The sequence below is a fragment of the Synechococcus sp. R55.7 genome (genome assembly GCF_047461955.1).
In the GTDB taxonomy this organism is placed as follows: domain Bacteria; phylum Cyanobacteriota; class Cyanobacteriia; order Thermostichales; family Thermostichaceae; genus Thermostichus.
This window is the reverse complement of sequence record NZ_JANSIC010000022.1, coordinates 4,919-16,273: the sequence shown is the minus strand read 5'-3', so window position 1 is coordinate 16,273 and position 11,355 is coordinate 4,919. Positions and strand designations below refer to the sequence as shown.

Annotated in this window: 10 protein-coding genes; 5 read left to right on the top strand and 5 right to left on the bottom strand. The window is 59.1% G+C overall.

Translation table 11 applies throughout. The features are described from left to right. Positions 1-354 precede the first annotated feature (354 nt). Positions 355-576, bottom strand: coding sequence for a hypothetical protein (locus NW820_RS02235; protein WP_414342539.1), 222 nt, complete (start codon positions 574-576; stop codon positions 355-357). After that, positions 576-2,429: a S8 family serine peptidase gene (locus NW820_RS02230; protein ID WP_414406575.1), complete on the bottom strand. Its 1,854-nt coding sequence runs from the start codon at positions 2,427-2,429 to the stop codon at positions 576-578. The genes NW820_RS02235 and NW820_RS02230 overlap by 1 nt, the downstream gene beginning before the upstream one ends. 222 nt (positions 2,430-2,651) lie before the next feature. Here NW820_RS02230 and NW820_RS02225 point away from each other — a divergent pair, with 222 nt between their 5' ends. Both NW820_RS02225 and NW820_RS02220 read left to right on the top strand, forming a co-directional pair. Further along, positions 2,652-3,344, top strand: coding sequence for a MotA/TolQ/ExbB proton channel family protein (locus tag NW820_RS02225; protein ID WP_369791770.1), 693 nt, complete (start codon positions 2,652-2,654; stop codon positions 3,342-3,344). Positions 3,345-3,347: 3 nt separating this feature from the next. Then, positions 3,348-3,773, top strand: coding sequence for an ExbD/TolR family protein (locus NW820_RS02220; protein ID WP_011432458.1), 426 nt, complete (start codon positions 3,348-3,350; stop codon positions 3,771-3,773). A gap of 270 nt (positions 3,774-4,043) precedes the next feature. On the opposite strand, the gene argF is transcribed toward NW820_RS02220, so the two are convergent. Both argF and ctpC read right to left on the bottom strand, forming a co-directional pair. Continuing rightward, on the bottom strand, positions 4,044-4,961 hold the full coding sequence (gene argF, locus NW820_RS02215; protein ID WP_414406576.1) for an ornithine carbamoyltransferase: 918 nt from the start codon (positions 4,959-4,961) through the stop codon (positions 4,044-4,046). 204 nt (positions 4,962-5,165) lie between these two features. Next, complete coding sequence (ctpC, locus tag NW820_RS02210; protein ID WP_414406574.1) at positions 5,166-6,461, bottom strand: carboxyl-terminal processing protease CtpC; 1,296 nt, start codon at positions 6,459-6,461, stop codon at positions 5,166-5,168. Positions 6,462-6,776: 315 nt separating this feature from the next. Here ctpC and NW820_RS02205 point away from each other — a divergent pair, with 315 nt between their 5' ends. The 3 genes from NW820_RS02205 to NW820_RS02195 all read left to right on the top strand — a co-directional run bounded on the left by NW820_RS02205 (position 6,777) and on the right by NW820_RS02195 (position 9,811). Continuing rightward, positions 6,777-8,144 (top strand): glutamate-5-semialdehyde dehydrogenase, encoded by a 1,368-nt coding sequence (locus tag NW820_RS02205; protein WP_414406573.1) that lies wholly within the window; start codon positions 6,777-6,779, stop codon positions 8,142-8,144. 253 nt (positions 8,145-8,397) lie between these two features. Further along, the gene (locus NW820_RS02200) at positions 8,398-8,925 is read left to right on the top strand and encodes an RNA recognition motif domain-containing protein (protein WP_011432462.1); all 528 of its coding nucleotides are present in this window, start codon (positions 8,398-8,400) and stop codon (positions 8,923-8,925) included. Between the two features lie 166 nt (positions 8,926-9,091). Next, positions 9,092-9,811: a DsbA family protein gene (locus NW820_RS02195; RefSeq protein WP_414406572.1), complete on the top strand. Its 720-nt coding sequence runs from the start codon at positions 9,092-9,094 to the stop codon at positions 9,809-9,811. Between the two features lie 313 nt (positions 9,812-10,124). Here the strand turns inward: NW820_RS02195 and NW820_RS02190 are convergent. After that, on the bottom strand, positions 10,125-11,355 hold a 1,231-nt coding region (locus NW820_RS02190), incomplete at its 5' end, for an SPOR domain-containing protein (protein ID WP_414406571.1).

The following is an 11,355-nucleotide window of genomic DNA, read 5'->3' as shown; positions in this document are numbered from 1 at the left end:
TTTCGCCAGTAGGTTTCCCCTCTAAAACAGCGATGATGGTTTCCCAGTTGTTCAGGCTACAGACTTATGACTATGTAAGTATTAAGCGGTCACGGGATACAGCTGCCTACCTACGTTTTTTGAGCTTCGTGAATGCTCAGCCGTGGAAACGAGATTCTTTTTAAACGGAAATGAAACATTTTCGTTGCATTGCTTCCTAACTTTCCTTCTCTCCTGAGAGAGAAGCTAGGGGTGAGGGTCGGCAGCGAGGTGTCTCAATCTTGTTTGAAGCGACTGTAAAAGCATTCTGACATCGAAAAGCAGGGATCCCCGCTTGGGGATCCCCGATTGGTATGGCCGGAGCCGCAAGCCAAGCTAGGGCTGCCGCTGGAAGCTCTTGACTTCTAAAACCGGCCCTACCTGAGCCACCGTCACCATGTCTTCTCTGATCTGTCCCTGGATGGTGACCTCTAGTCCCTCTTGCAAGAGCTCTTTGGGGGCACGGAAAAGGGCATAGTGCTCGCCGGAAGGCAGCGTCAGCACCCACACTCCCCCTTCGATATCCAGGAACTGGATGGTACCGCTGTACTCTTGCATCACTGCCTCAGCGCCAGCCCAGTTGCCGTGGATTGAGATTCCGTAGCCGCTTGCGCTCCCAAGTAGGCCAGGCCCAGGCAGAGCAAGCCATTGAAGAGCAAGAAGGAGCGACCCAACCAAGCAGAGGATCCAAGCCATAGCACCCCCTCATAAAACAGGGATCCGGACAAGAGCAGATGCGAGGCCATGCCAATGCACAAGCCAATCACCGCCCAGCGCCAGCGCCGATGGCCCAGGAGCAGCAACATCAACAGGCCTGGGATCAACACGCTGGCAAATAGGGGGTTCAAGGCATTGGTCTGGGCAAAGGCGGTGCCCAACTCCGGCAGGGAGCTACCCGCCAATTGGAAGGGCCAACGGGGGCCACCGACAATCGCCAACCCCTGCAAGGGGAAAAGACCGGCACTGCCCAAAAGCATCCCAGCCAGCAAAGGCACCGTCTGCAGCAGCCGCTTGGGAGCCAGCCACCAGCGGATCAGCACCAGGATAATGTAGCCGCCCACCACCATCAGCAGCTTCGGCACCAGAGCAATCGGGCCACCATCGAACCAGAAGCGTGGGTTGAGGTAGCCATTGTTGTTCAGGTACTGCAGGAAGTCCTTCAACCAGAGCACCAAGGGGTTTTCCTCCTGTTGCCCTGTGGCCCTGGCCAGCGCCTTGGCTGCATCCAAACGACCAGCCCCGTAGAAGTTCTGTTTGTCGCCGGGCACTGGGGTAGCCGACATTTTCAGCACTTCCTCCACCTTGTCCGGGTCTTTGATGCCCTGAGCCTGGATCAGAGCTGCCACACCGGCTACGTGGGGAGTGGCCATGCTGGTGCCTTGGAAGTAGGCAAAGACCGGCTCGTTGGGGTTACGACGATTGATGGTTTGCTGCAGAATGCCGTATTCGGGGTGATCAGGCGTTTTGGCTCCGCCGGGAGCAGAGATGTCCACCCCCACCCCATAGTTGGAGTAGGGGGCTTTCTCCCCGTTGGGCCCCGTGGCCGAGACAGCGATCACATGCGGGTAACGGGCCGGGTAGCTCACCTGGTTGGAGTTTTCGTTGCCAGCGGCTGCGATCACCGTCACCCCTTTACTGTGGGCATAGGCCACCGCCTCCTCCATCAGTTGGGCAGAAGCGCGGCTACCCAGGCTGAGGTTGATGATCGTAGCCCCGTGGTCGGCAGCATAGCGGATCCCTTCCACCACATCCGACAGGGATCCGAAGCCGTTGGCATCCAACACCCGCACCGGCATGATCTTGGCCTTGAAGGCGATGCCGGCTACACCCAAGACATTGTTGGTGGATTGGGCGATGGTTCCCGCCACATGGGTGCCGTGGCCGTTGAGGTCTTCCGGATCCTCATCGTCATCCACAAAGTCGTAGCCCTTAACAAATTGGGTTTGGGCTAGATCCGGCACTCGTGTTACTCCCGTGTCCACCACGGCTACCGTCACCCCTTCCCCTTGGGAGATGTCCCAGGCTTCCGGCATGCGGATGGCCCTGAGGTTCCATTGCTGGGGATAGAGGCGGTCGTTGGGCACGAAAGCCGCCTGGAATTGATAGTTGGGGTGAGCATACTCGATCAAGGCTTCGTCGGTGAGCCGCTTAACCAGCCGCCGCGTGGATCCTAGGTGGTTGGCATCCACGTCAAACAGGTAGATCGCTTCTTGGCGGGCAAAAGCGCTGTCGCTGCTGGGGCGGAGCGTCAAGTGATACTCTTTAGCGATAGCGGCAATCTGACTGGGGGTGGCCGTGTTTACAAAATTGACCACGATGCTGTCGTAGGGGGCGGATCCCTTGCCGCAAGCCGTCAACAGCAATGCCATCAAGCCGGCGCAGCAAAGACCCAACCAGCGTCTGAATTTCATAATTCACGCCCTCGGGATCCAAAATTGTTGCAACCAGTATGCCCTCTGGATTGACAATTGACGAGATGAGATCCGGCATGGGGGCAAAATTGCCAAAAGGTGCAACCTTCGCCGCGCAAGAAGGGATCCCAGCCCTGCCGAGAAAGTGCTATGACAAGATGAGCGTAAATTGCCGCTTGGAGGGGGGAATCAGGATCGATGGATAGAGTCTTGCAGCTCATGATCCAGGGTTGGTACTACTCCATCCCCCTGTTGACGTTCTCGGTCTTCTCAGTGGCCTGTTGCATTGAGCGGGTGCTGTTTTGGTGGAAGATCACCCATCGGCAGGAGGAGGTGGTGCAGCAAGCCCTGAGCCAGTACCGCCGCAACCCACGCGCTGCCCAGTATTTGCTGGAGCAAAATGCCGATCTGCCGATTGCCCGCATCTTTTTGGCCGGGTTGGAGCTGAACGAGGCCAGCCCGGAAGATTTTAAGCTGGCTCTGGAAACGGCCCTGGCGGCAGAAGTGCCTCTGCTGAAGCGCTTCAACACTGTCTTCGACACCGTAATCACCGTTGCCCCCTTCTTGGGCTTGTTGGGCACCGTCACCGGCATCATCCAGATCCTCAGCTCCATTCAACTGGGGGATATCGGCGGCACCGATACCCAGGGGGTAGGTCGGGGGATCGCCGAAGCCTTGTACTCGACGGCCTTTGGACTGATTGTGGCTATTCCCACCCTGTTGATTTCCAACGTCTTCCGCTCTTTGTACCTGCGGCAACTCTCTAAGATCCAAGAGTACGGCGGCATGCTGGAGCTGCTGCATCGGCAGCGGCAAGAGATGCAGGCCCAACAGCTTTCCCAGTATTCCTACACCCAATCTAGCCCCAGTGGCAGCTCCACCCTTCCCCCCTACTCCTCGCTTGAGCCCTCCTAACCTATGCGCATCCCCGAAGAGAACTTCCGAGCTGGCGAGATCAACATCGTGCCCCTGATCGATGTCATCTTCTCGATCCTGGTGTTTTTCGTGATTGCCAGCCTGGTGCTCACCCGCTCCGAGGCTCTGGATGTCAACCTGCCGGATGCCACTACAGCTGAAGTTCGTCTGCAGCCGGATGTAACGGTGAGCCTGACGGCGGAAGGACAGATTGCTGTCAATCAGGAGAAGATTGCCGATATCTCTGCTCTGATCCCAGCAGTGGAACGCATCCTGGCCGAGAAGCCGGCTGAAGGGCGCCGCTTGGTGGTGATCAACGCTGATTTGGCCCTCTCCCACGGCAAGGTGGTGGAGGTGATGGATACCCTGCAGCGGGTGCCCAATGTCAGCCTGGCGATTGCAGCCCGCCGCCCCAGCAGTAATCGGTAGCCAGCTTAGGATTTGGGCCAGTTTTGTCAAATATAGTCATTTCAGGTTAGGGTGAGACGCCTAGGCTACTGGTCGCGCCAGCGGGACGGAGTCCTTGAAAAACCTTCTGGCCCTCTGCATTATCGCTCCGCAACGCTATTGCTCTGCAACGCCGACGCGACCAACGTTTGGGGTGTGGGTGCAGTGTCCTGGTTTAAATCGAAATGACCATAGACCCAGTTTTCCGGTAAGCTCATTTGCTAACCCGCTCTCTAGCCTGGGGGTGAGGGGTCATCCTGCGCCCAGCACCTGAATCAGGAGTGCCTTTTGCACATGTAGGCGATTTTCCGCCTGATCCCACACGCGGGACTGGGATCCCTCCAATACTTCAGTGGTGATTTCCTCTTCCCGGTGGGCCGGCAGGCAGTGCAGCACAATGGCTTGCGGATCCGCCCGTTGCAGCAGCTCGGCATTGACCTGGTAGGGCAGAAAGGTGGCCTTGCGGGCCTCGGCCTCAGCTTCTTGACCCATGCTGGCCCACACGTCGGTATAGACCACCTGAGCTCCAGAGACGGCTTCCTGGGGATCCTGCAGCACCAACACCTGGGATCCCTGGGCCAGAGCGCAGGCTTGCTCCACCACTGCCGCATTCGGTTCGTAACCGGGGGGGGTGGCGACGCGGATGTGGATCCCGCTCATGGCACAACCCAACAGCAGGGAGTGGGCAACGTTATTGCCATCGCCGCAATAGGCCAGGGTCAGTCCCGCCAGTTGGCCAAAGTTCTCCTGAATGGTGAGCAGATCGGCCAACACCTGACAGGGGTGAAACTGATCGGTGAGGGCGTTGATCACCGGAATATCGGCATACTCGGCAAAGGTTTCCAGTTCCTTCTGGTGGTAGGTGCGAATGGCGATCACATCCAGGTAGCGGGAGAGGACGCGGGCCGTATCCTGCAGGGGTTCGCCACGGCTCACCTGCATCACTGTCGGCACCAGATCCAGGGTGCTGCCCCCGCATTGGGCCATGGCTGCCGTAAAACTGGCGCGGGTGCGGGTAGAAGCTTTCTGAAACAACAGCCCCAACACCCGACCCCGCAGCTCCACCCGATAGGGATCCCGCTTTAACTCAGCCGCCTGGGCTAGCAGGGCCGACAGCTCCGCCGGGGTTAGGTCGCTGAGCTTGAGCAGATCCCGTCCGGCCAAGTTTATGGATCCCGCGATCTTCGACCCCGCCATTGTGCTACGCGCCACCTACAGAAACAATAAAAGCATCCCCAGCCCGGCGCTGGTCAACACTCCTCGAATAACTCGAATGAGAAGAGTCTTAATAGTCTTAAATAGCTTGGGCCTCGGCTTAACCCCAGTCTCAGGAGTGCCAGATCTGAGACCCATCAAAACCGCCCCCAACACCGGCTAACGTGAAGAGAAACGAATGACCTCCTGGGCCTGTTGCCGACGGGCAGAGATCTGAGCCTGCAGAGCCTGGATGGCAGCAGCATACTGTGGGTCGGCTGGGGTGGCCACCAGCTCTCGGTTCTGGCTGAGCCGCTTCAGATCTTCCTCGGACAATTCCACCAAAATGTCGGGGGTAATGCCCTTGTGGTCGATGTCGTTACCGTTGGGAGTGCGATAACGGGCAATGGTTACCGCCAGCCCAGATCCATCGGACAGGGGATGCACCGACTGCACCAGGCCCTTGCCGAAAGTTTGCGTGCCGACAATCACGGCGCGACGGTTATCCTGCAGAGCCCCCGACAGAATCTCGCTGGCGCTGGCCGAGCCACCATCCACCAAAACGGCCAAAGGTTTATCGGTAAGGGCCGTGTTGTTGGCCGTCAGGCGATCCTGCTCCCCTTGGCGGTTCACCGTCGAGACAATGCTGCCCCGGTTAATCCACATGCGGGCAATCTCGGCGCTGGAGTAGAGCAGGCCCCCTGGGTTGGCGCGCAAATCCAGAACGTAGGCGGCTACCCCTTGTTTTTCCAGCTCGCGAATGGCTTGGCGCATCTTCTCGGCGGCGTTGCCGGAAAACTGGGTAATCCGGATATAGCCAATGGGCAGGCCGTTTTCCTCGTGAACCTCGTAGCGCACGGTGGCCAGCTCAATTCTTTCCCGCACCAAATCGAACACCTTTAGCCCTTCCCCCTCGCGGCGAATGGTCAGCCGCACCCGCGTACCCGGCTCGCCCCGAATGAGGTTGACTGCAGCGTTGGTGTCCATGCCTTCGGTGGACTTGTCGTCGATGCGCACGATCACGTCTTTGGATTTGATCCCAGCCCGGTCGGCAGGAGACCCTTCAATGGGGGAGATCACCACCAGCTCGTTTGTCTCCTGATCCATGCCCAGCGTGATCCCCACCCCGGTCAGCTCACCGGATGTATCGATTTGCATGCTGGCAAACTGATCCGGATCCAGAAATCGGGTGTAGGGATCGTTCAGTTTCTTCAGGGCTTCCCGGATGGCCGCGTAGGCATCTTCTCGGGTGGCATACTCTCGGCTGAGCAGATCCCGCCGCACCGCTTCCCAATCCAGGGAATTAAAAGACGGATCCACATATTCCCGATTGACAATTTGCCAAACCTCGTCCACCACCTCTTTGGGATCCCGGCGAAACCCCGCCCAACCCGGCATAGATAGCTGCACGCCGACCAGCGATACCGCTGTCATCACTGCAGCCGTTGCACTGACCACAAACCCACGCTTTCTCATTGGCTCTCCTGGAAGGCGCTAAATCGAGGTTGACGAGGTGGATCTCTAATCGTCAGGGAACTGGGTTTCGAGCAAGGGTTTTCCCCTATCCAAACTTCAGCTTAGAAGCATCGAGAGCAAGGAAAGGCTCCCCTGCTGCAGCAAGTGGGATCCGGATTTTGGTAGGCTACAGATAACCCCAACCGACTGTGCCCAACCTAGCATAGGGATCCCTGCCGGGGGTGCTTCTAGGATCACAGTTCAACACAACTTTGTTACAACCTATCATCGCAACCCTTTTCTTCCAAATGGGCACTTTGCCCCCTTTCTGACTCTATGTCCCTTGCCACCGATTGCCCCAGCTCGCTTGCATCTGCCTCAGAGCGCCCGCTGCTGTCCCAAGTGCAGTTGGCCCGCGCTGCTGCCCAACACACGGCCACCTTGCCCACGGCTATTAAGAATGCCGCTCTAGAGGCCATGGCCACTGCCTTGGTGGAGCACCAAGAGCCTATCTTGGCCGCCAACCGGGCGGATTTGGAGCGGGCGGCGGAGATGGTGAAAGCCGGGGAGTTGTCGGCATCTGCCTATGCTCGCCTGAAGCTGGACGCCCACAAACTGGCAGATATGGTGGCCGGAGTGCGGCAGGTGATCCGGCTGGGGGATCCGGTGGGCCGAGCTTTGCTGATCCGGGAACTGGACGAGGGGCTAATTTTGGAACGGCGCACCTACCCTTTGGGGGTGCTGGGGGTGATCTTCGAGTCGCGGCCCGATGCTCTGGTGCAAATTGCTGCCCTGGCGGTGAAAACCGGCAATAGCGTCTTGCTCAAGGGGGGATCCGAAGCTTTGCTCTCCTGTCAAGCCTTGATGGCGGCCATCCAGGCGGGCCTGCAACAGATCCCGGAGTTCCCCCAGGGATCCCTGCAGTTGCTCACCAGCCGCGCCGAGGTCAAGGCCCTACTGCAACTGGAGGGGCTGGTAGACCTGATCATCCCCCGCGGCTCCAGCAGCTTTGTCCGCTACATCCTGGAGAATACCCGCATCCCGGTATTGGGCCATGCCGATGGCCTGTGTCACCTGTACGTGGATCGGGCAGCGGACGTGGACATGGCAATCAAGCTGACGGTGGACAGCAAAACCCAGTACCCCGCCGCCTGCAATGCCATCGAGACCCTGTTGGTCCACAAGGCCATAGCCCCCCACTTTTTGCCTCTGGCGGTCAAGGCCCTGCGGGAAAAGGGGGTGGAATTGCGGGGGGATCCCCTCTGCCGCGAGCTGGTGCCGGATCTGATCCCGGCCAGCGAAGCCGACTGGAGCACCGAGTATGCCGATTTGATCCTCTCTATTAAAGTGGTGGGCTCCCTTGACGAGGCCATTGCCCACATCCAGCAGTACGGATCCCGCCATACCGAAGCGATTGTAACCGAGGATGCCGCTGCTGCCCGGCGATTTTTGGATGAAGTAGATGCAGCGGGGGTCTTTCACAACGCTTCCACCCGCTTTGCCGACGGGTTTCGCTACGGCTTTGGGGCAGAAGTGGGCATCAGCACCCAAAAACTGCCGCCGCGCGGCCCGGTGGGCTTGGAAGGCTTGGTGACTTACCGCTACCAACTGCGAGGGCAAGGACATCTTGTAGCCGACTACACAGGCCCCCAGGCGCGACCTTTTCAACATCGGGATCGCCTGAACAACACCGGCTTAGCTTAGCTGCAAAAGCCGGCTGTACAAACCGGCTGTACAAAGCAGTCGTTCACAAAAACCGTTCTCCTCGTCTTCGCGGCTCCAGGTTGAGGTAAATTAAAAAATAGCTTCGTGATTGCCAAGGGTTGCGCTTTGCGGCGCGCTATGGTGTGACAATGGACTACCGGGTTCCGGGTTTGATGTTATGGGCTTGAGCGCCCTAGATGTAGCGCTTTGCATTTTGGCCTTTTGTTATTTCGATTAGGAGCTTCGCTGGATCATGCCTGTGCGTCTGTATGTTGGAAATCTGCCGGAAGAGGTGGATCGTCAGGCACTGGAGAAGCTCTTTCGCTCTGCCGGTGAGGTCATTTCCACCAAGGTGATCCGGGATCGGAAGACAGGCAAATGCCGCGGCTTCGGCTTTGTAACGGTGAACACCGAAGAGCAGGCGCAGCAGTACATCGAAAAGTTCAACGGCCACAGCTTTGGGGATGTCAACTTGCGCATTGAGCTCGCCCAGCCGCGCGACCGAGGGGAAGAAGGCGAATCCAAAACAGCGACCTCTGAGCCTTCATCCAAAGAGTCCAGAGGTTCCAAAGATTCCAGAGCGTCCAGAGATTCTGAGGCCAAGGGCTCTAAAGAGTCGGCAGAAAACCCTGCCCCCAGCAAAAAGCAACGCCAGCGCGGCAATAAGGGTGGGCGCTCCACCGTCGTCGCCGAAAGTGAGGCAGCCTCTGAGCCGGATCCCCGCTGGGCCAGCCAGTTGCAGCGGATCAAGGAGCAGCTTCTGCAGGTCACCAATTCCTAACCCCCCCGAACGAGTGATAGACACTGTTGGGATCTGACGGTAGGCTGGGTGAGTTGCGACGGCTCTAGGCATGTTTGAGAGGGGGGTTGGGATGAATAGGCTAGCGAGGATTTTTCGTGCTTGGGCTCGAGCTGGGCTTTTGTTCGGGCTGGTGGTTCTGCTGGGAGTGGGAAGTGGAGCTCCGGTTTTCCTACCAGCGGCGGCGGCTGCCCCGGCAGATTTGGAAGAGCAGGTGCTGCAGATCATTCGAAAGAACCCCCAGGTGATTCTGGAGGCCGTACAGGAATACCAGCAGCGACAGTACCAGGAGCAGCAGCAACAACAGCAGCGGCTGGCGGAAGAATTTGGCCGTCAACTGCGGGAGAACCCACGCGCCGTCATCGGAGATTCCCCTCGACTGGGATCCGACGCTCTGCGGTTAGTGTTGGTGGAGTTCTCCGATTTTCAATGCCCCTTCTGCGCCCGCGCCCACAGCACCCTCAAGCAGTTCATGGCCGACCACGGGGATGAGGTGACCTTGGTGTACAAGCACCTGCCCCTGACCAGCATCCACCCAGAAGCGATGTCGGCTGCCCGGGCTGCTTGGGCCGCCCAACGTCAAGGTAAGTTCTGGGAGTTTCACGACGAGCTGTTTGCCAACCAATCCCAGCTTGGGGATGGGTTTTATGTGGCCACTGCTGAGAAGCTGGGCCTGAATATAGAAAAATTCAATCGGGATCGGCGCAGTCGGGCGGCAGAGCGCGCCATTCAGCGAGATATCGACCTGGCCTCTCAACTGGGCATCGGTGGCACTCCCCATTTCATCTTGAACGGCATTGCCTTCTCCGGTGCGCAGCCGCTGGAGGTGTTTGAGCAGACGCTGCAGCAGGCTAAGCAAGCCCTCTAGGAAAAATGCTCCGCACTGCTATTGAAACAGGTGGTGTATTGCAAACAGGTGGTGCAACGGCTGGCCTATCCTTCTTACCAGCCTCGCCCAGTTGCCCAAACGCTCCGTCCTTGAGGAGGGCTTTACGGTAGGCTCAGGGCAGTGGCAGGGTAGTCAACCGCTCTATTCGCCCAAGCGGGCTGTAGGCTTTGACAAGCCAGTAGGGTGGGGAGTATGTCAAAAGCAGAAACTCACCCAAGTCGCCATTTGGGCCGAATGGGGATCCCCAACGGCAGGGAAGGAGGAGAGCGTTTATGGCGGAAGTGGCTCTTGGCTACTCCACGGGCAGGATGCGGGCATCGAACCCTGCTTCGGCCAGAGAGCGCCGCGCCTGTTCGGCGTTGGCCCGTTGCCGGTAGGTGCCCACCTGAATCACTGAGCCCCGCAGGAAGGCATCAGGGGCAAACTGTTGCAGCTTGGGTAGGGCCTCTTCCCCAGCCGGCACCACCACCCAAAATCCGCTGCCACCTTCTTCCCCAGGAGGAACAGCCTGGGCAGGCGAGGAGGAGACGGGATCCGCTTGCAAAAGAGGCTGAGAGCGGCGCAGATCGGCGGGGAAGATCCCCGCTTCATAGCCTTGGCCGGCCAAGTAACGCACCTGCTCGGCGGCAGCAGCAGGGTCGGCAAACCCACCTGTGCGCACCACCCGCAGGTCATCGTAGATCAAGGGCAGGGATCCCTCTAGGAGTTGTTTTAGCGCAGGCCATTTCTCCCCGGTGGGATCCGCCACCAACACCCAATAGCGCTCTCCTTGTGCTGGGTTGGAGATGGGATCCTGGCCCGCATTTTCTCCTACCAGCGACACCGCCACTGCCGGTAACCCCTGAGCGGTTAGCCAGCGGGCTTGATCCTGGGCCAACGACAGGCGGGAGAAGGTTCCCGTTTGCAAAGCAACCTGGCCGCGGTACTGCACCACAGTGGCTCCTGGAAAGAAGCGGCGCACCCGTTCTTCCAAACGGGGATCACCGGTGGGGTTGGGCACGTGGGTGGCAAAGGGACGCTGGGGATCCAAGGGCGGAGCGGTTGGCGTCGGCGGCACAGAGGCTTTTGAGCTGGCAGCAGGGCGGCTGGGTGCTGCTTGGGCAGGAAAAGCAGGGGGCAGAGGGGGATCCGTCTCTTGGCGGCTCACCACCCGCACCGATAACCCCAGCCGTTCCAAGTCGGCCTGACGGCGTTGAGCATGGCTACGGTTGATGAACGTCCCCGCCAGAATGAAAACCTGCCCATCCCCTTGCACAAAATAGGCATCCGGCACCTGGGTGCGCACCTGAGCCAACTCCGCCGCCCCATCCGCCAGTACATGCACTTGGTAACGGGTCAGGGCCAAAGCAGCCGGCAGGACGTTCCCATTAACGGCGTGGAGCACAAGGGCAAAGGCCGCCAGGGATCCGGCAAAGAGGGCCGGTTGCGCTGGCAACAGGAGTGCGGAGCACTTTGGCCAGCCGTAGTCCTTACGGGCGTTGCACATGGGATCCATCTCCTCTGGCGGGATTGGCGGCAACTCA

Bases quoted from the DNA above. Each gene is read 5' to 3' on its own strand.
- NW820_RS02235 (WP_414342539.1), bottom strand. From the start codon at position 576: ATGCAAGAGTACAGCGGTACCATCCAGTTCCTGGATATCGAAGGGGGA.
- NW820_RS02230 (WP_414406575.1), bottom strand. From the start codon at position 2,429: ATGAAATTCAGACGCTGGTTGGGTCTTTGCTGCGCCGGCTTGATGGCA.
- NW820_RS02220 (WP_011432458.1), top strand. From the start codon at position 3,348: ATGCGCATCCCCGAAGAGAACTTCCGAGCTGGCGAGATCAACATCGTG.
- ctpC (WP_414406574.1), bottom strand. From the start codon at position 6,461: ATGAGAAAGCGTGGGTTTGTGGTCAGTGCAACGGCTGCAGTGATGACA.
- NW820_RS02205 (WP_414406573.1), top strand. From the start codon at position 6,777: ATGTCCCTTGCCACCGATTGCCCCAGCTCGCTTGCATCTGCCTCAGAG.
- NW820_RS02200 (WP_011432462.1), top strand. From the start codon at position 8,398: ATGCCTGTGCGTCTGTATGTTGGAAATCTGCCGGAAGAGGTGGATCGT.